Source organism: Mesorhizobium sp. LSJC269B00 (assembly GCF_000502815.1).
Lineage (GTDB): Bacteria > Pseudomonadota > Alphaproteobacteria > Rhizobiales > Rhizobiaceae > Mesorhizobium.
On sequence record NZ_AYVN01000024.1, the window covers coordinates 1 to 19203 of the forward strand.

17 protein-coding genes and 5 pseudogenes are annotated in these 19203 nt (G+C 60.9%); 3 read left to right on the forward strand and 19 right to left on the reverse strand.

What is annotated here, in order from left to right; genetic code table 11:
* Positions 1-750: 750 nt before the first annotated feature.
* The 4 genes from X771_RS136495 to ectB form a co-directional block, all read right to left on the reverse strand.
* The gene (locus tag X771_RS136495) at positions 751-1131 is read right to left on the reverse strand and encodes an ectoine synthase (RefSeq protein ID WP_023690536.1); all 381 of its coding nucleotides are present in this window, start codon (positions 1129-1131) and stop codon (positions 751-753) included.
* 77 nt (positions 1132-1208) lie between these two features.
* On the reverse strand, positions 1209-2621 hold the full coding sequence (gene purD, locus X771_RS136490; RefSeq protein ID WP_023690537.1) for a phosphoribosylamine--glycine ligase: 1413 nt from the start codon (positions 2619-2621) through the stop codon (positions 1209-1211).
* Between the two features lie 3 nt (positions 2622-2624).
* On the reverse strand, positions 2625-2804 hold the full coding sequence (locus X771_RS136485) for a hypothetical protein (protein ID WP_023690538.1): 180 nt from the start codon (positions 2802-2804) through the stop codon (positions 2625-2627).
* Positions 2805-2814: 10 nt separating this feature from the next.
* Entirely contained in the window at positions 2815-4122 is a 1308-nt protein-coding gene (gene ectB / locus X771_RS136480) for a diaminobutyrate--2-oxoglutarate transaminase (protein ID WP_023690539.1), read from the reverse strand.
* Between the two features lie 437 nt (positions 4123-4559).
* On the opposite strand from ectB, the gene X771_RS136475 reads away from it, so the two are divergent.
* Entirely contained in the window at positions 4560-5051 is a 492-nt protein-coding gene (locus tag X771_RS136475; RefSeq protein ID WP_023690540.1) for an Lrp/AsnC family transcriptional regulator, read from the forward strand.
* A 130-nt stretch (positions 5052-5181) separates the two neighbouring features.
* Positions 5182-6442, forward strand: a pseudogene (locus tag X771_RS01000000165575) (NAD-dependent succinate-semialdehyde dehydrogenase); the annotation flags it as partial.
* On the opposite strand, the gene X771_RS1000000168505 reads toward X771_RS01000000165575, so the two are convergent.
* From X771_RS1000000168505 to X771_RS1000000169580, 3 genes are all read right to left on the reverse strand, one after another.
* Positions 6405-6554: a DUF1403 family protein gene (locus tag X771_RS1000000168505; RefSeq protein WP_245262831.1), complete on the reverse strand. Its 150-nt coding sequence runs from the start codon at positions 6552-6554 to the stop codon at positions 6405-6407. The pseudogene X771_RS01000000165575 and the gene X771_RS1000000168505 overlap by 38 nt on opposite strands.
* 3 nt (positions 6555-6557) lie before the next feature.
* On the reverse strand, positions 6558-6791 hold the full coding sequence (locus X771_RS1000000169575; protein WP_245262828.1) for a DUF1403 family protein: 234 nt from the start codon (positions 6789-6791) through the stop codon (positions 6558-6560).
* A gap of 84 nt (positions 6792-6875) precedes the next feature.
* Positions 6876-7097 (reverse strand): DUF1403 family protein, encoded by a 222-nt coding sequence (locus X771_RS1000000169580; protein WP_245262829.1) that lies wholly within the window; start codon positions 7095-7097, stop codon positions 6876-6878.
* A gap of 514 nt (positions 7098-7611) precedes the next feature.
* On the opposite strand from X771_RS1000000169580, the pseudogene X771_RS00760 reads away from it, so the two are divergent.
* Positions 7612-8666 (forward strand): annotated as a pseudogene (locus X771_RS00760) (IS5 family transposase).
* 16 nt (positions 8667-8682) lie between these two features.
* Here the strand turns inward: X771_RS00760 and X771_RS1000000169585 are convergent.
* The 12 genes and pseudogenes from X771_RS1000000169585 to nifE all read right to left on the reverse strand — a co-directional run.
* Positions 8683-8882, reverse strand: a pseudogene (locus tag X771_RS1000000169585) (transcriptional regulator); the annotation flags it as partial.
* Between the two features lie 30 nt (positions 8883-8912).
* Positions 8913-9046 (reverse strand): annotated as a pseudogene (locus X771_RS1000000169590) (type II toxin-antitoxin system RelE/ParE family toxin); the annotation flags it as partial.
* Positions 9047-9254: 208 nt separating this feature from the next.
* Positions 9255-9593 carry an exopolysaccharide production repressor protein gene (locus X771_RS1000000167680; RefSeq protein WP_245262832.1) on the reverse strand — a complete coding sequence of 113 codons (339 nt, stop codon included), beginning with the start codon at positions 9591-9593 and terminating at the stop codon, positions 9255-9257.
* Positions 9594-9634: 41 nt separating this feature from the next.
* Positions 9635-9952 (reverse strand): ferredoxin III, nif-specific, encoded by a 318-nt coding sequence (fdxB, locus tag X771_RS136465; RefSeq protein ID WP_023690546.1) that lies wholly within the window; start codon positions 9950-9952, stop codon positions 9635-9637.
* A gap of 237 nt (positions 9953-10189) precedes the next feature.
* Positions 10190-10635: pseudogene (locus X771_RS01000000165580) on the reverse strand (DUF269 domain-containing protein).
* 329 nt (positions 10636-10964) lie between these two features.
* On the reverse strand, positions 10965-12134 hold the full coding sequence (locus tag X771_RS136460) for a TlpA disulfide reductase family protein (protein ID WP_031203383.1): 1170 nt from the start codon (positions 12132-12134) through the stop codon (positions 10965-10967).
* Between the two features lie 1316 nt (positions 12135-13450).
* The gene (locus X771_RS1000000169595) at positions 13451-13726 is read right to left on the reverse strand and encodes a universal stress protein (RefSeq protein ID WP_245262830.1); all 276 of its coding nucleotides are present in this window, start codon (positions 13724-13726) and stop codon (positions 13451-13453) included.
* A 751-nt stretch (positions 13727-14477) separates the two neighbouring features.
* The gene (locus tag X771_RS136455; protein WP_023690549.1) at positions 14478-15311 is read right to left on the reverse strand and encodes a response regulator transcription factor; all 834 of its coding nucleotides are present in this window, start codon (positions 15309-15311) and stop codon (positions 14478-14480) included.
* On the reverse strand, positions 15311-15790 hold the full coding sequence (locus tag X771_RS136450) for a NifX-associated nitrogen fixation protein (protein ID WP_023690550.1): 480 nt from the start codon (positions 15788-15790) through the stop codon (positions 15311-15313). Before X771_RS136450 ends, X771_RS136455 begins: the two co-directional genes overlap by 1 nt.
* A gap of 17 nt (positions 15791-15807) precedes the next feature.
* Positions 15808-16305: a nitrogen fixation protein NifX gene (nifX, locus tag X771_RS136445; RefSeq protein WP_023690551.1), complete on the reverse strand. Its 498-nt coding sequence runs from the start codon at positions 16303-16305 to the stop codon at positions 15808-15810.
* Positions 16271-17653, reverse strand: coding sequence for a nitrogenase iron-molybdenum cofactor biosynthesis protein NifN (gene nifN / locus X771_RS136440; RefSeq protein WP_023690552.1), 1383 nt, complete (start codon positions 17651-17653; stop codon positions 16271-16273). The genes nifX and nifN overlap by 35 nt, the downstream gene beginning before the upstream one ends.
* Before the next feature lie 7 nt (positions 17654-17660).
* A complete protein-coding gene (gene nifE, locus X771_RS136435; protein ID WP_023690553.1) occupies positions 17661-19151 on the reverse strand; it encodes a nitrogenase iron-molybdenum cofactor biosynthesis protein NifE in 1491 nt (496 codons plus the stop codon).
* Between the last annotated feature and the right edge of the window lie 52 nt (positions 19152-19203).

Genomic DNA, 19203 nt, shown 5'->3' on the forward strand with positions numbered 1-19203 from the left:
CAAGCGATTCGTGTGTCATCGCAGTGTAGAATCACACCCGATTCCGCAGGGCAATACCTATCTTAGCGCCTATGCTCTCAATCCAGCGATAGTAGCGCCAATTCATCCTTCACGGCTCTGGCACGTCCTCCGGCGGCCGCCTGACCTGCAAGAGCGCCTCAGGGCCGCCTCTACAGATCAAGATGGTAGGAGAGATATGGACTCAATCGGGCAATGCTATCCGCGAACGCGCGCGCGCGCGTATTAGACCTGTCCGTGTTCCAATATATCCTCAGCCAATCTTGCCGGTTACCGTGGGCGGCCAGGTGCGCTACCATGGCTTCGCCTATCCCCTGCCGCCGTCGAGAATCATCGATATAGAGATCAACGAGAAAACAGAGTAGCCGATCGCTCCAAGTATAGGGATGGACGATAAAGTTGATCAAACCCAACGCCGCGCCAGTGGGCCCGACAGCTATCAGCGCGTTCGTTGGGTCGTCTGGGTGCTCGATCCGCCGCCAGATCGTCTCAGTCTCTTGTTCCGATAGACCGACACCCTGATCGGCGCAATACGAGTTCCAAAGAGACCGCCATCCGTCGCGGTCGGCAGTTCCTACGGGACGAATCTCCATGAGGGGGCTCCGATTGAGAAGTGGGTTGCTGGGGAATCCAGGCTAAAGAAATGGGGCAACTCCCTGCCGCAATCTTCTGGGCAGCGGGCAGAGATACCTCTTTTGCTCCATCTGGTTATTTGGCCCGGCGCTGTACTCGCTACAAAGGATATGAGCCGTCGACATCATGAGTTTCTTTGCCATGAAGGGCGGGGGCAAACACACAGGCGTTACGCATTTGTGTCTTGGCACGCAGGATATGCCCGTCGTGCTTGTCCAGGATATAGATCGTCCCCGGTCGGATGGGGTGAATCTTGCCGTCCGCCAGTGTCTCGACCTCACCCTCGCCCTCGATGCAGAAAACTGCCTCGAAGTGGTTCTTGTACCAGATGCGCGTCTCGGTATTCGGAAACATAGTTGTGATATGAAAAGAGAATCCGACTCCGTCCTGACTAAGGAGAAGGCGAATGCTCTCCCAGTTCTTCGCGGCGACGCGTCGGTCGGACTGCTCCGCCTCCTCTAGTGTCCTGATGATCATCATCGTTTCTCCATAGTTGATTGGTGCACTCGTGTTGGGCAGGCGCTCATTGCGCAGTTCAGGGCTGTCAGTCCCTCGGGCTATGAGAGCGCTCCTCGTGGCATTTGCCATGTCCAGGGCAGCGATGGGATCTCCCATCGCTGCCGCTTAGCATCTACCGAGCCATAGATCAGGCCGATGTCGGAGCGGTAGGACATGCCTTTGAACCGTATTTTCTCAATGTTGGCATAGGCATGGTGGACAGCTTGTGCATAATTGTCACCGAAGCCAGTGACGTGCAGCACGCGTCCGCCTGCCGTTACAAGACGGTTCTCTGCATCGCGGCGGACATTAGCGACGAACAGACGGGAGTTGCGGCGGTCCACTGCCTCAAGTCCAGAAATCGGGCAGCCGACCTCGAAATCTCCATGCGGCCATCCCGGCTGGCGGATCTCGCGGCCGTCCTCGTCCAATCGCAACGTTGGCCCTTGTGCGGCCACTACATTGCAGTAGCATTTATCGTCGGTCTCAAGAGACATCGAGCCAAGGGTTCCCAGAAGGACGCCTTCGCATAGCTGGACGAAGTTGCTCTGCACTTTGGGCAGGACAGCCTGGGCCTCGGAGTCGCCGAATCGGACATTGATTTCAATGACTTTGATGCCGTCATCGCATAGCATGGCGCCAATATAGATGAAGCCTGTGTACATCAAGCCTTCACCCAGAATTGCAGCCCCTAGAGGCTCTAGAAGCTCGGTCTGTATCTCACGGTAAAGCGCCTCGTCCGCGAGCGGATGTGGGGAAAGCGACCCCATACCGTCGCAATTGGCGCCCTTGTTGCCATCGTCGGATCGCTTGTAGTCCAGGGCCGCCGGAAACAGCAGAAACTCCTTTCCATCGAAGAGGGCGAAGATCGATATCTCCACTCCGAAGAGGCGCTCCTCAACGACGATGCGGTTTCCAGCATCCTTGTGTGCCCGCGCGAGCATGATGTTATCGACGGCTTGAAGCGCCGATGCTTGGTCGCTGCATACATAGGCGCTGTTGCCTTCGCATAGCCCGTCCGCCTTGACGACCACATCATAGTCGAGCCCGCGAATATAGCACTTGGCAGGTTCGGGCCGGTCGAAGACCGCGAAACGCGCCGTCTTCACGTTGTACCGCTGCAGGAGCGACTTCGTGTACGCCTTGCTAGCTTCTAGTCGAGCTGCAGCACGATCTGGGCCAATTGTGGGGATTCCGTTGGATTTGAGGAAATCCACATAGCCGGTGGAGAGCGCGTCGATGTGAGAGACAAAGACGAAGTCTATTGGACGGGCTTGGCAAAATCGTACTGCAGATCCCGGATCGTTTAGCGAAATCTCTGGAACCGTGCAGATGCGCTCGTCAGCTACCGACGAGTTTCCCGGCCCATAGAAGACCCGTACGGAAGGGTCGCTGCGTTGGAAGAGGTCAGCAATAGCGTGCCCTCTCCCTGTGGAGTCGATGAGCAGTACATTGCGGCTGGGATTGGACATGCCTTACTCCCTTGTTGTCCGAAGCACGGAGACGATCCCGAGCTCGTTCAGGCGATCGTCAGCAACGACGGCGGTATAGGACGCGGCATTATCGCCCTGACCGACGGTGGCACGCTTTCCTAGGCTCGACGTTTCGACACGTCGGGCTGTTAGTTTCTCCTCGTCGAGATCCCTGACGATCATGGTTCACCTCTCAAGCCGGCGTGTTCACTGTGCTGCCGATCACGCTGTCGATAGCGCCCTCGAGGATGTCGAGGCCTTGGCTAAGCTGATCCTCCCCAATCACAAGAGGAGGCAGACACTTCACGACCTCCTCATAAGGACCAGCGGTCTCGGCGATGAGGCCCCGCTGGAAGGCGGTGCTAATGACCTGCCCGGCAACCTCGCCGGACTTCAGATCGATGCCCCGGATCATACCCCGACCCTTAACTGACGCCCGGCCTGGGTCGTACTTCTGCGCGATCTGCTCAAGTCGATTTTTCAGCAGATTGCCTTTCTCCTCGACGGACTCTGCAAGGCTATCCGTTCGCCAGAAGTGCTCGATGGCTGCCCGGGCGGTGACGAAAGCATGGCAGTTGCCGCGGAACGTGCCGTTGTGCTCTCCGGGCTCCCACCTGTCGAGTTGCCGATCGATTAGGACGAGGGCCATAGGCAGGCCATAGCCCGATATCGATTTGGCCATTGTGACGATGTCCGGGCGGAGACCGGCCGCCTCGAAGCTGAAGAACGCACCGGTCCGGCCAACGCCGACCTGGATGTCGTCTACGATCAGCAGAGCTCCGTGCCTGCGCGCAATGGCTGCTACCTTGCGCAGCCACTCCGTGCCGGCGACATTCAGGCCGCCTTCGCCCTGAACGGTCTCTACAATCACTGCCGCCGGGGCGTCCACGCCGCTGGAGGGATCCGAGAGCAGGCGATCAAGGTAATCGGCGGTGTCTACACGGGATCCAAGATAGCCATCATAGGGTAGCCGTGTGACGCCGCCGAGCAGCTGAACGGCGGCTGCGCGGTGGTATCGGCTGCCGGTGCAGGAGAGAGCACCAAGGCTCACGCCATGAAAGCCATTGGTGAAAGCTATGATGTTGGACCGACCAGTGATCTTGCGCGCTAGCTTGAGGGCAGCCTCTACCGCGTTCGCGCCGGTCGGACCCGGAAACTGTACGACGTAGTCTAGTTGTCGCGGCCTAAGGATCGTCTCGTGGAATTCCCGCAGAAAAGACTCCTTGGCTTCGTTATACAGATCGAGGCCATGCGTGATGCCGTCACCCGCAATGTAGTCTGTGAGCGCTGCCTTCAGCTCAGGGGGGTTGTGCCCATAGTTTAAACTCGAGCAGCCCATGAGAAAGTCGAGATAAGCTGTTCCGTCTCGCCCAAACAGCTGAGCCCCTCGCGCCCTCGCGAAAACGACGGGAAAGCTGCGGGCGTAGCTGCGAACTTCAGACTCGAGATGGTTGAAGATCGCGAATTCCTCCTCGCGATCTGGTGCACTTTGGTCAGTCATCGTTGCCTCCCCATTTGGGTATTGACTTGGCGGGCCGGCGGGAATGCCTGCGATTGGGGCTCGTGGTCGAACCAGGTAGCTTGCCGGATTGTCGCCACCCAGGTCCTGAGCCACAGCTGCGGAGAATGACTTAGACGAACACCGGTGCCGCCTCGCGTCGCGTTTCACGAAGAGGACGTCTCAAAAGCCATGCCAATTGCGCCGAGGGGATGTTTTTCTGAGTTTTGTTCAATGATTGACCCGGAGTGCAGCAGGCAACCAGGGCGAAAACAATGTGTCGCGGATCCGACAAACACCACAGTAGGTGTCGGTTGCCGGGCGTTTTCTCAGGAATGGCGACTGACTGGGAGCGGATCATATTGCGATCGGCGCTGACGACGGAGCATGCTACAGGCCGGAAATTGGACTGATATAAGTGCGTCAAATGGGTACTTAGCATGGCGTTCCTAAGACTCGATCCGATCGATCTCAAAATCCTCGACGCCATCCAGCGCGACGGACGCATCACCAAGCTGGCGCTCGCCGACAAGGTCGGACTGTCGCCGATACCGTGCTGGATGCGGCTGCGCAAACTGGAAAAGGCTGGCATCGTGTCGGGCTATCACGCCAGCGTCGCCATGCGTGTGATAGCGCCGGTCGCCACCGTGCTGATGGAGGTGACGCTGGCCAGCCACCGCCAGGCCGATTTCGACCGCTTCGAACGTATCATCCGGGACATCCCCGAGATCGTCGCCTGCTGGTCGGTGGGTGGTGGCGTCGACAATGTTCTGAAGGTAATGGCGCGCGACATCGACGCCTATCAGCGGCTGGTCGACGCCTTGCTCGAGCGCGAGATCGGTATCGACCGTTACTTCACCTATGTTGTCACCAAGACGGTTAAGGAAGAGACCATCTTGCCGGTGGCCAACCTGTTGCCGGCGCAATCGTAACAAGCCCACAGAGATATCCTCTTCCCGGGGCGCACAATAGAGAGACTGTCTCTCAGGCATCCAAACAGCCTCTCTGTCTGCCCATGGCGAATAGTCTTCCCGTGTCAGTCCGACCCGGGAGGCCTCGACCATGTCTGCGCACTTTGCCCGCACAATCCGCCATGACGCGCTCGACCGCCTCGCCGACCGCCGGCTGCTGCGCGAGCTCGCCTATGTCGACGGTCACTGGACGGCGAGCGAGGCCGCCGAGAGTTTCGAGGTCACCGATCCCGGCTACCGGCACCACCGTCGCTTTCGGCGCAGCGCTCGATGCGGGCCAGACGACGAAGGCTATCGATGCCGCTTCGCGCGCCTTTCACGCCTAGCGGGCTCTGTTGCCGCAGGACCGCGCAAAGATCCGGCGAAAATGGTTCGAGCTGATCCTCGCAGCCAAGGACGACCTCGCTCTGCTGATGACGCTCGAGCAGGGCAAGCCACTCAGGGAGTCGCTGGGCGAGATCGACTATGCCGCCTCCTTCGTCGAGTGGTATGCGGAAGAAGCCAAGCGGCTCAACGCCGAGAGCGTCACCAGCCACCTGCCCGGAGCCGAGATGATGGTGCGGCGCGAGCCGTTCGGTGTCGCCGGCGTCGTGACGCCGTGGAATTTCCCGTCGGCGATGCTGACCCGCAAGGCAGCGGCAGCGCTCGCCGCCGGCTGCACCATCGTCGCCCACCCGTCCTCGGAAACGCCGCTGTCGGCACTGGCGCTGGCCGAACTCGGCGAGCGCGCCGGACTGCCCGCCGGCGTCTTCAACGTCGTCACCGGCAAGGCTTCGACCATTGTCGGGCGGATGTGCGAAGACCCACGCGTCCGCGCCATGAGTTTCACCGGCTCGACCGAGGTCGGCCGGCTGATTGCCGCGCAGAGTGCGCCGACGATGAAGCGGTTGGTGATGGAGCTTGGCGGCCACGCGCCGCTGACCGTCTTCGACGATGTCGATATCGACAGAGCTGTGAGCATTGCTATCGACGCCAAATTCGCCACGTCAGGCCAGGACTGCCTTGCCGCCAACCGCATCTACGTGCAGCGGCCGATCTATGACCGGTTCTGCACCGCCCTCGCCCGCGGCGTCGATACCTTGCGGATCGGCAACGGGCTCGCCAACGAAACCGACATCGGACCGCTGATGCACGAGCGGGCCGTCAAAAAGGTCGAGGAGCAGGTTGCCGACGCGCTCGCCCGCGGCGCGCGCTGCCTTGCCGGCGGCAAGCTTCACGCGGCGGGATCGCTGTTTTACCAGTCGACGCTGCTTGTGGACGTGCCCGACAAGGCGCTGATCATGCGCCAGGAGACTTTTGGCCCGGTCGCGGCGGTTACACCGTTCGACGACGAGACAGAAGTGGTGGCCCGTGGTCCGCCCCCTTTGCCCGCAATTTCGGCGCGACGGCGAGCAGCCGCTCGGCGCGGCGGCCGAGGTCAGCCGAGAGCTCGATCGTCCCGACACTTCGCGCACGCCTGGCCATCGTTCACAACCCGTAGAGGCGGAACGCCGGCCGGCCGGCCAGCTCCCTCACGCCGCCCAGCGCGACCAGCCGATCGAACAGACGACAGCTCGATCGCTCGCTCGCGGCGTTGCCCGTCCTTGCAGGTTGCGCATCCTCGCTGATGAGTATCGCCAGCATCATGCCGGCGTCCTTGCCGCGCAGCTTGGGTGCGGCGGCCAGAAGGTTCTCAGCGCGCCGGGCGAGATGGGCGTGCAAGTCTGCAGCGGCGGCCGCGCCGCTTGCGTAGGCCAGATTGCAGGCGTCGAGCCACGGGCCGGCACCGTCAACATAGGCGGCGGCTTAGCGGAAATCGCCACGCTTTAAGTGCGCCGCGAGAAGCGGCGGTTGCCCGGCCGGGCCTGGGTCGTCACCGTCGCGGCGCAGGTACCAGTGATCGCGCAGCGTGGCCGCGTCCTCGCTGCGGCCGCCCTGGCGCGCTAGCGTTGCCGCGCAGGACAGCGCCAGTCGCTGTCTCCACAAAATGCCGAGCGGGTGCTCGCGGCGGGCAATCGGATGCAGCACCGCCAGCGCCGCCCCCGGCGAGAAAGCCTGTGTCTTCAGGGGTGCCAGACGGCGGCGAGCGCGCCCAACCGGGAAACGCCGGGAACGTCGGAGGAGGCTCGGGAATGATCCGCGCGCGGGGCCATACCACATGAGTAGCTGATCGCGGCGCTTTTCGCCAGTAGCTAAGCCAGCAACCGCCGCGCCTGTCGATCATGTTTTATGTCCGGTAAGCTTGCCTTCTCGCACGTAGCGGCAAAACGCCTAGCGCAGCACCTCCAGTCCGTGCTTCTGCACCACGGACGTAGTTTCAGCGCCATTCCGCTCGGCCGCTTGGCGCCAGTCCTCCCACTTCGTCGACCGTGAACTATCCGCAAGCCGTTGACCTGGCATGTTGATTGAGGCGGGGAGCGGCGTTGGAATTGCAAGATTGGCGGTTTGAGGGTGTTGTTTTCCTGCAATTCGTTTTGCGATTCCCTTGTGCTGCGGAGCGTGATTCACTCGGTTCGGCGGCGGCGAATCGAGGGGACGGCGAATGTCCATGCCACGCGAGAAGCGCGAGATGGGAAAGCAGGATCTGTTCCGCTCCCGGCTCGATCAGATCATCAACATGAAGCACGAGCTGGTACGGCTGGCGCAGGCGGACTGCGATGAAGCCGTCCGACACGCGCCAGGTGATCGTCGACACCACCGTGCAGCCGAAGAACGTGATGTCCCCGACCGACGCCAAGCTCATCCACAGGGCGCGTGAGCGGCTGGTGCGGCTGGCCAGGAAGACGGGGCTCAATTTGCGCCAGACCTATGTGCGGGTCGGCAAGCTGGCGCTGATCAAGCACCAGCGCTATGCCCACGCCAAGCAGTTCAAGCGGGCCAAAAAAATGCGCTGCGCAGGCTCAAGACCTATCTCGGCCGGACCATTCGCGACATCTCCCGCCAGGTCACCGGCGATGCGGAACTGGACGCGCTTTTCAAAATGGCCGCTCTATCAGGCCGCAACCGGTATCGAGCAACGTCAGCTTCAGCGCGGCCGCAAGATCTACAGCCTGGACGCGCACGAGGTGGAATGGATCGGCAAGGGCAAGGCGCATAGGCCCTACGAGTTCGGAGTGAAGGTGTCGGTGGCCACCACGCTGAAGCGTTCCAAGGGTGGCCAGTTCGCTCTGCATGCAAAAGCACTGCCCGGCAATCCCTACGACGGCCACACGCTGGCAAGCGTCATCCCCGATATGGAAGAGATCATCGGCAACGAGATCGGCCGCATCCTCGCCGACGCCGGCTATCGCGGCCACAACGCACCGCAAAGCCACAAGTTCAGGGTCTTTACCAGCGGCCAGAAACGCCGCGTCACTGCGGCCATCAAACGCCAGATGCGGCGGCGGTCGGCGGTCGGCGGTCGAGCCCGTGATCGGCCACATCAAGACCGAGCACCGCATGGGCCGCAACTACCTCGCCGGCCAGCAGGGCGACGCCGTCAACGCCATCCTGGCCGCCGCCGGCTACAACTTCTCCCTCCTGCTCAGATGGCTGAAGTGTTTTTTGTCGCTCTTGATCGCTTTGCTCCAACTCCAGCCCAAGCCGGTCGCCGCTTAGAGCGCGGATTGTTCACGGTCGACCACTTCAGCACCGTCGATTCCGACGTGTTCAGATAGCGCGCGAAGACCGGCTCGCTGACACGGCTCTTCTCACGCAGTGCCTTCATCTCGTCCGGCGGGAATTCTTTCGGCACTGCTAGGCAACTGTCGTCGAAGCTGCGCAGCGTTGCCTTGTCGTTCCGGCCCGGTGCATGCCGTCCACGGCGCTGTGGATCGCCTCGAAGGCTTCGCTCTTGAACTTTGCCTAGTCGTCATCACTGATCTCCAACAGGGCCCTGCTTTTAGCTCAGCCGCGAGATTGGCCTTCGATTTTCGCCGGCACAGCCCGGCCAACCCCCGAACCGCCCGCAACTCATCGTCATCGATGTTCGCCCGCTCGTGATGGCTTAGGACTACATAGCGCGATCGGCAATAAGCCGGCGATATCGCTCATGAAAGGCTCATCGGCGGCCGTGCCGCCCTGAGCCACACCGAAGTTCCGACCCGGGGCGACCCAAAACGGGGAGCACCTCAAAAAGTGAACAGGGCTAACGTATAAACACGGACAAAACGGGGAGCACGTCAGTTCTGATCTTGTCAACGCGCCTCAACGCAGCAGCGATATGCCGCCCGTCGGAACGAACTGGGGCACATCTGAAGATTCATCTCTCACCTCTTTATAGTCTGGCGGCTGATATCCAGCTTTCTTATTGTCTGGCGGCTGACATCCAACTCCCTTGCAGCTGCCGAAATGCTCAGCCCTTTGGCCAGCCCGGCTAACGTGGCCAGACCGCCAGATCAGAAAGAGCACGCTTGCGAAATACGCCAGCTGAAGGAGCAGGGAACAAGCCAGGGTCGTGACGACTACTGTGCCGATTGAACGAGATGCGAAGTAGACAGTCAGTGCGGTGCTGCACAGCACCACCCCCAGGACTCGACAAAACATTCTAAAGGGCAACGCCGTTCTCCTGGCTTTGTCTCCTCAGATCACGCTGCGACCTGATCGGCCGCAACATGGGTCTGGCAGTTCTTCGGGCAGACGCGGGCGCAGGCCCCGCAGCCAATGCAGCGGCCAGCATGATCGACGACCATGATCATGTGATTGAGCTCGCCATCGAAATCGTCGTCTTCGCCGTCGCAGGCGCCGAGGATTTCACCCGCGTCATCGACGCCGTAAAGATGCATGACCTCGCGAGAGCAGACTTTGAAACAGCGGCCGCAGCCGATGCAGGTCGTGACGTCTATAGCGGTGAGATATTCCGGCACCCATCCGGAGCCGTCGCGGGTGATAAATGTGTTCGTCATCGTAACTTCTTCATTTCAGCGAGCGCTCTCTTGGCACCATTCAACTCGGCAAAAACCGCCGACGTTTCCTGAGCAACCTCTATCTCAGTCCATTTCCGGGAGATCCTCTGCAAGGTCGCAATTGCATCTTGGCAACTGCCGCGCGCAGCTGAAGCCTTCGGACTTTCTTCCCCATCTCGTCTAGCTTTGACATAATCCTTCTCGAAATCGGTTTCTTCAGGCCCGTGCCACGTCGGGCTAGGCTTCGATGGCTGAACTCGAATCGTCGACCAGTTTCGTACCGGCCTCCGCGATCTTCCTGAACGTCTCGAAGCCGAACCCATGGACGTCTGGACAGAAAGACGAGTTGCCCGACCATGAAAAGCACGGCCCGAAGTCCTTACGGTTTCATCTCCACGATTGGCGATGTCACCGGGCGGAGACGCTCCGCAACGGCAAGCCCGACGGCGATGTAAAACAAATCGAGCCTCGACAGCACGTCCGGATCGGGGTAGCCCATGCCACGGATCGCTTGGCGCTTTTCTGGTGATGATGAAGTCGGCCAGCAGCGTGGCGTCAGATTTGCCTTCCCATAAGCAGTAGGACTCCTGAGCACGGATCATCCGCGCCAGGCATTTGACGAACGGGGTGGCAAGGGCCGCCTCGTCCTCGTTGACAGCCGGGCTGACCGCGGCATCAGACATTTCGCCTTTTGCTCATTTCAGTCCTCTTCCTCGAAGCACGATGTCTTTTTTCTGGGGCGCCTACTTCGGGCACACTTGCGCAGCAGACGCTTGGCTCGGCCCCGCTGATTCCACGCAATTGATGTCCCTCGGGCGACCTTGAACACGTCCTTGACTGCGAAGTCTTCCACGCGAATTCGCGTCGAAGATCGCTTCCGCCGCAATGCGGGAGGCCATGAAGATTCGAGCCTCGATCCTGCTGCAAACGATGGACCAAGTGCTGCATGGACCTCCTTCCTGCGGTCACGCCAGGGAAATGGACGAATTGGCCAGTAAGCCATTTCGACCAATTACCCTTTTTTATCTTTCTTCCTCGGCCGACCGCGATTTGGCACCCTCGGGAAACTGTTTTGCGGAGCCGCAAAGAGAGCGCCGCAACAAGCCTTCGCACCCCTGTACCTGGCGAGGGCCTGCAGCAAATCCGGCAGATGCTGCTCTTTCAATTCGGCTGGGATAGGCTCCGCACCGTCCAGCGACGTCAGTGCCAGTTCGACCAACTCGATCGCGCGATCATTGTTGCCGTTCTCGTGATAGTACCGGGCGACCGCGGGATAGGACCGGAACTTAGGACTGTCGCCTTGCGGGGGATTCAGCGCCAGGATGTGTTCGGACAGCTCCTTGCCCATCGCGAAGCGCTCAGCAGGGGGAAGGCGCGAATGGTCATTGGCCGGATGGAAAAGTTGGTCTAGCACCGAAACCGTCCAATCCTCGGTATTTTTGTCGATGGCGTCGCGAACCAATTGCCGCATCACGGACAAGCCGGTCCATATGTCTTGGATTTTGTGAAGCAACAGATGCGCATGAGCCAGGCGGAAACTGAGGTCGTCCGGCATCAAGGCAATGCCCTCTTCGATAGCCCAGAGCGCCGTCTTCCAATCTTCCAACTTCACCGCCGCCCAGAACCTGTCATCGATCGGCTTCTTCAACGCTTGTCCGCGCGCCAGGGGTTCGCTTGTGGCGATCCGCTGCTGATCGGCGGCTTTCGCTTTGTTGCTGGTAGTCCAGCTGCCGTTGAACACTTTCGGCAAAAGCTCACCGAGTTGGCTCGGATGACCGATAAAGGCGATGCAGCCGTCTCGGTCGACTACGAACGAGGTCGGAATCCCGACGCAAAAGCTGGGTTCCCTCCAAAGCTTCTTCATTTCGCCTGCGAAGTCGAACGCAATCCGATGATTCACATCCGGGCACTTTTCGGCCAACCACGCGCCCAACTTGGTCCGGGCCTCGACGGCCGTTGGAGCGTCTTCATCAGCCGCGATCCCGACGACCTCAAGTCCGCTGTCCCTGTATTTTTCCTGTAGCCGCATCAGCTCGAGCATCTCCGCCGCACATAGTTCGCACCAAGTTGCCCAAAATTCGACGATATAGACTTTGCCGGGCTGGAAGTCCGCAAGGGGCTCGCCACGCAGCCAGTCCTCCACTTTGATCGAAGGAGCCGGTGACCCCATCCGCAACATCATCTTGCCCTCCAAAGCTGTTGCCAGAGGTTGCGTGACCTTGTCCGCAAGCTTGTTACCCTTTGAGACGGGGCACGAGGGTTCAACGAAGGGAGAGCATTGTTCGTCTTGCGCATCTGCGTGCAGTCAGCCTTCACTCAGTGTTGCTGAATCTCAATTCGCAAAGGCCGTGCCAACGCGCTCAGCGCGCGGTAAACGCTTGATTATACTTTGAAAAACTTCTGTGGCGCCCAAGATCGCCGCTTGTATTGGACGCGACATGTTTTCTGCCGCTGTCAGGTTTTGGACAAGCATTACGCGCTTCGCGTCGGCAGAAAAGCCGCGGACGACTCAATATGCATTCGGGCCGAGGGACGAGGCCGATGGGCGTCGTCAGGCTCGTCATGATCCTCCGCTTCACGCCACCGGCTTGAGCGTCTTGCCGTTCCGGTCCGGAGCCGGTAGCGATCTCGCCATTTGCGATTGCAGGGGCCGCTCCATCCGAGCATCGGTTCTGCCCTACCTCTTCCGCTTTGCGCTTGAATTCCTCTCGCAACGCCGGAGTTTCACGACGAAGCCGGTCATGTCCGGCTGCGGGTCGCGAATACCGGCATCAGATTGACGATGATGACCGTGCGAAGAGGGCCGGGATGTGTGCCGGCCTGTGCCGGGCCGGTGAACTCTCCCGGATCCTACTTTTGTTGTTCTGTGTCCCTGTGCACAGGACCTACAGGGACCGCCTGGTGCGAATGTGAGCGTTGTCGGAATTGACCGGCCTCAGGGCCGCTCGGTCGCAACGCGGTGGGCCGGGCAGACTGAAAACGTCGAAGATGCGGCCGCCCTCGCCGCTAACCGGCTACCATCCCAGGCGATGACACGTGATTGATGCCACCGTTCGCGCCGAGAGCCGGCAAGAGCGCGACCGTCGGGCTCGAAGGTCGGGCCTTGGCCGCTGCACGGTCGTTGCCGTGTTCCGTTCCCGGCCAGTGGTGAAGGAAATCGTGATAACGCCAATACGATGAGGCTACGGTCCGAACGCGGCCTGCGGCGCTGAAACGACTCTCTTTCTCGACCTGACGCCGGCTCGAGTATCGGTGTTTTGAGCGCATTGAGGACGCCTGGGCTTCTGCCCGGCCGTTTGTCTGCGCGTTACGGGTTGTCTCGGCGAGCAGACACCGAGCGTTAGGGGCGTTCGGGGAATGTTCTTCGCAACGGCGCTTGCAAGTTGCTCATGAGCTTCGCGACTTGCGCCTTTGCCGCGACCTTTCTCCGACTTGGCATCAGGATAGGTGACCCAGGGGAGTAGAGCTTCGGACAGCATCGGTGCTACTTCAAGCCCGTCAGCGAGCCAAAAACAGCGGCAATGGCGGCTTCCGAACTATCCATCTCGTCACGCCACCGAAGAGCCGCTCGCGCAGCCGGCGGCTGCCATAAGCACCCATGACTATCATTTCTGCAGACGTGTCGATTGCGTGCTGCGCGAGCACCGTGGCTGCCGATTTTCCGGCGCTCGCCAGCAGGTCAACCGACACCCGAGCACCGTGCCGAGTGAGATACGCATCGATATCAGCTCCCGGCTCGGTTCCATTTCCGGTGCAGGTCGCCTCCGGATCCACTAGTGAGACGCGAGCTTCCTCAGCACTGGATAGCAGATCCAGCGCTTCCCGAACCTAACGGGACGCCTCGACTCGCGAATCCCAGCCGACCAGCACGCGCCGTGGAGACGGAGCCGCCTCAGCGCCCTCCGGCACGACAAGCACCGGCTTTCCGGTGTCGAACAGGGCTGCCGTTGATAACAAGAGGACCGACGTTAATGTGGTTGAGAAGTGCGGCCGACGATGTCAGATCGTTGCAGAGCGCCCGCTGTCGCACCGCGTCACCGATGCTTCGCAGTACGCAATATCGACATCATAGCACCGCCACGTGGCTTTCAGCAGTTTGTGAATTTCCCTGGATGTTTTTTCCCAACTGGCCGTGTCCTGTGAAAATCTCTTTGCGTGTACCGTTGTTCCAGTGCGGCAATGGCGTGTGCGCGTTGTCCAGGCCACTCGGGGATGCCACCGCCTAGCGGCCGAGGCGACCATCACGAGCGGCGGAGGCGACATCACCAGTACGGAAAGATACGCGCCGACTTCGGCACACAAGCCGGCAGCTGTCCTGACATCCTGCTGATCGGAGTGGTCAACTCCCGTCACACTGAGTACGCTTTTGAAGGCCATCTGACTGCTTCTTTCTAGGTATGTCGTATCTGTAGGCGCGTTTCGAAGCCGCAAGACTTGCCCTCAGCACGATGGAGATGGGGGTGGCACTACATCAGTTCGCTGTTCAGCCGTCCGGCCACTCGAGCGAGTGGCAGCGCACCGATGCCTATTCACCGTCAGCTTCAGGCTCAACGTCCGCCTCCTCCAGCGAGTAGCCGTCGGACCTGATGGTTCGAATGACGCTCCCGGCCGACGTCCTCTCCAGCTCCTTTCTGATCCGGCTGATATGGACATCGACGGTGCGTTCACCGACATGGATCTTTTCCCCCCAAGCTGCGTTCTTTAACTCGAATCGGCTGAACACCATGCCGGGAGTCTCGAGCAAATGCCGCAGCAGCTTGAACTGGATCGGTCCAAGGTGGATGTCGTCGCCGTTACCACGGACTCGGCGGGCATCGACGTTCATCTCTAGCCTGCCACAGCGGAGGCAGCTGCCGTTTTCGATCCCGTTTGAACCCGGCTTTGGCAGCGCCAGCTTCGTCCGTAGACAGTCGAGCAGCATCGCCGGCCCGAAGGGCCGCACAAAGCTCTCGTCAATACCTGCCTTCAAGAGATCGAGGTGCTGGTTTTCGGCGCCGGGCGCGATCAGGGCAATAACCAGCAGGCCTCTGTTCCGGAACTCCGCCTTGAGCTGGGCACAGATGGTGGACCCTGTCGAGCTTGCCGGCTGGCAGTCCAGCACCACGGCCTGCGGCTCCCGTTCACTGGCTAATGCCAGCGCTTCCTCCACGCTTCTGGCCAGTTCAATCCTGAAGCCATCCACCCCCAGAATGTGGCTGTAGTACAGACACAACTCCGCATCTTGCGAACAGATCAGGACCAGTGGCTTCATCAGCGCTACCCCAAGAACCACATCGGCCTCGACTGCCTCGATTGAGAGGGCTGGCGATCGCATGTCCTCGAGCCTGACATGATCCCCTTGATCGAAAATCGGTTCCATCACGCCCGCGCCACCTCGGGATAAGCCTCAATGGCTGCGGTGGCATCGCCGGCCAGTTGAGTACCGGCCGCGGCGAGTTTCCAGAACGTCTCGAAGCCGAACCGATGGACGTCGCGCAGGGTCTTGGACAGAACGACCAGTCGCCCGGCCGTGAAGAGCACGCGCCCGAAGCCCTCGTGGCTTATCTCCATCATCGGCGATGCCATCAGGCCGGAGCGTTCCTCAATCGCAAGCCCGACGGCAGTGTAGAACTTATCGAGCCTCCACAGCACGTCCGGATCGGGATCGCCGATGATTGGAATTGCACGGCGCTGTTCCCTGGTGATGATGAAGTCGCCCAGCAGCTCGGCGTCCGATTTGCCTTCCCATGACCCGTGGGAATCATTGGCACGAATCAGCCGCACGAGGCATTTGACGAACGGGGTGGCAAGGGCCGCCTCGTCCTCGGTGGCGGCAGGGCTAACAGCGGCTTCAAACATTTCGCCCACTCCTCATTTCAGCTTTCGTCCTCGAAGGAGGGTTTCTGATCAGCGACACCTGCCTGCGCCAGCACCTTGCGCAGCCAAGGGGGAGGACACGTCCTGAGCATCATCTGCGTGCGCAACAGCACCTCTTGGATGGTCTGGGGCTGCGGCACTTTGATCGGATGGATCTTTGCGGAAACAAGTTTGGCTGCCGAAGGTCCGCCGATCGCCAGACAAAACAGGAGATGGCAGCCCTTTAGCGCTTCCACCTTCGGGGTGATGCGGTCGTCGCCCTCAGTTCGGTGCTTCCCGCTCTCGTCGGAAACATCATCGAAGGCCACGGCTTCCACGAGATTCCACTCCTCGCGCATCACGTCGTAGACAGCAAAGCGCCTGGCCGACCCGAAATGGGCGTTGAGGTTCTTCATGTCCTGCGTGGCGATGGCCACGCGCAATGCGCCGGCCTGACGTTCCGGCGTCGGTGCGTGAACCTGGTCAGTGACGAGCGAGAGGCGACGGACGGAGCTCATCTGGCATTTCCCGCTTACGGAGTGGATCAAGCGCCTCAGGCGTCGGCGCGCGCCCGTTGGCTTCGAAAATGTTGGCGACCTCGAAGATCAGGTCGCGGGTCCCTTGGTAGAGGATTGTGAGCTTGTGCTGGGCCCCGAGCCGGTCGAAGATCGGGAAGCCGACCCGCATGAGCGGAATGCCGAGGCGCTGGGCCGCCTGGCGGCCGTGGGAATGAGTAACGAGAAGATCAGCGCCGGCGCCAAGCGCTTCCAAATCGCCGAGATCGCCGATTTGAACCGACTGCGCCGGCACTTCCTCCAGAATTTTCGACATAGCGGCCGTTGTGACCGCCGCCGCGATTTCGGAGCCCATGCCGATGAAGAAGCTCGCGAGTTGGTAGAGTTGGTCTGGTTCAGCAGCGATCGCAATTTTCTTGCCTCCAAAGTGGAAATGTCCGTCGAGCAACGCGTCCTGCAACTGCGCCCGCCGACGGCGCACCCCAGCCGGCGCCGCCTCGCCCGAAACTGCGGACAGCAGCGATACGAACCGATCGGCGTCCCTCAATCCAGTCAACGACCGGAACAGCACGTAAGGCACCCCGGTCAACCTATGCAGCACGTCGGCCGGGCGGCGCATATGCTCACCGATGACGATGCATTGCCCTGCCGTGCCAAGCTCGCGAATATCCTCCACGCTGGTGCCGCCATAGGTGGTCGTGACCCAACGGTCGGGCACCGTACCGTCGAGCGAGCCGGAGACGTCCGGCAAAATCACCGGTTTCAGTCCAAAGCTCTCAACCATCTCACGCAAATGCTCGATGTCAGCCACAGTGAGGTTCCAGCCAGGCAGGATCACGATCTTCTTCGATTGCCGCGCCTGCTCGCCGGGCCGTGTAATCCCTTCGATCATCGCGGTGACAGCTTTGGCCCAGCCCTCTTCGATCGCACCATCGAAATCTGGCGTGTTGGCCAGCACCACCTCCGTACCCGCGAGCTCTTTGGTGCGCTTCAGCCCGATATTGGCGATATCTCCTGCGCAGTTTTCGCCCCGGGTTTCCACCAGCGCGGTCGTGCAAACCCCGATCAGCGTTGGCTTTGTGCGGGCCTTGAGGTTGAGGATCGCCTCTTCCAGATGGTCTGCCCCGCCGAGGATCGTTGCCACCTCGTCCATCGCGGTTGTCTGCAAGGGAATGGCTTCCTTGAAATGTCGCACGAAGAGCACGAGCGCGAAGCTGGTGCACCCCTGGCTGCCGTGGAACAATGGCATCGCGCCGTCGACGCCAAGAAAGGCCAAGGCGGCACCCAGCGGCTGCGATGACTTCAGCGGATTGACCGCCGCCGCTTTGGTCTGGGGAAGGATGCGGCCCATTGGCTTCTCAACACTCGCCGAAATCAGCGGCCGTCGTGCCGGAGAATTCCTGGACAGCATGCAAGGTCACGTTCTCGCTTTTCGTGCGCGGCAGTTCCTCCCCCACCGCAGGCTGGCAATCCCATGGTGCCGGCTCCCGTACCTGGCACCAGATGGGGTTTTGAATGGCCAGGTCGATCTGGCGTACGAGTTCCACCATGCCGTCATAGCCGGCGTAAGGGTGTTGGCGCTCCTGGTTGATGTCGAGCCAGGGTGTCTTGGCCTTCAGAGCGACGAATTGCGTGCGCCCGCCTGATAGCAGGATATCGGCCTTGTGTTCGGAGAGCATGGCGTAAAGCTCGCGCGCTGCCATCTGCTCGAATATATGGTTGTCGTCCTTGAGGATCTGCTTGATCCGCTCCTTGTCTTCGACGGTCGACTTCTTGACAGAGGTGCCGACGATCTCGATCCCGATCTCCATCAGCGCATGGACGACCGACCAGGACTTCACGCCGCCGGTGTTGAGCAGCACGCGCTTGCCTGCGAGCCTCGGCCGGTAGGCCGCTAGCTTCTTCCAAGCGATCGCCTCTTCCTCTGCAATCAATACCTCGGTGCGGCCGAGGATCTCCGGATCAGCACCCTGCTTCACGAGCAGCTCAGCTATGTTCCGGAGTGCATCCGAGGTATCGGTGATGCCGTAGAAGGAGCCCTCGAAAAACGGGATGCCCCAGCGCTCGTCCATCTTGCGGGCGAGATTGATGAGCGCGGTCGAGCACACCACCATAGCCGCCCGGGCGCGGTGCGCGCAGGCAATGTCGAAGTAACGCGCGTCACCCGGAATGCAGGCGCGCACCCGGATCCCGAGCCGATCCAGCAGCGGCTTCACCAGCCAGAATTCGCCTGAGAGGTTGAATTCGCCAAGGATGTTGATGTCGTAAGGGCCGGGATCGTCGGGCTCGGCCGTGCCGATGACATGATCGAGCAATGCCTCGCCGGCAAGCTTGTTGCCAAGATTCTTGGAGCCAGCGAAGCCCGGCGCATTGACCGGTACAACGGCCAAGCCGAACTTTTCCGCCGCGCGCTGGCAGACGGCCTCTATGTCGTCGCCGATCAGCGCCGTCACGCAGGTTGGATAGACGAAGATCGCCGGCGGCCCATACGCTTCCTTGATCTCGCGGATCCCTTTGAAGAGCTTCCGCTCGCCCTGCCCCATGACAACATCGAGTTCGGTGAGGTCGGTCGTGAAGCTCGTGCGCCACAGCGTTGGCCCGGACGAAGCCGCACCGCGGTTGTCCCAGGAATTGCCCTCGCAGGCGAGCGGCCCATGGACCAGGTGTGCGACGTCGGTGATCGGCTGCAGCACGATCTTGGCGCCATCGAAGGCACAGCCGCCGGCCGCCGCCCCGGGGGTCAGTGGCCTCGAACAGCCCACCTTGCGCGCCTTGGCATCCTTGCCGCGGTTCTTTTCGCAGCCAGGCTCGTTGAAGACATCCTGGATTTTGGCTCTGAGCAAGGACATTGCGTCGGTCTCCAAAGTCCCTCGGGAAGACGACCGGCCAAAGCCGACCGTC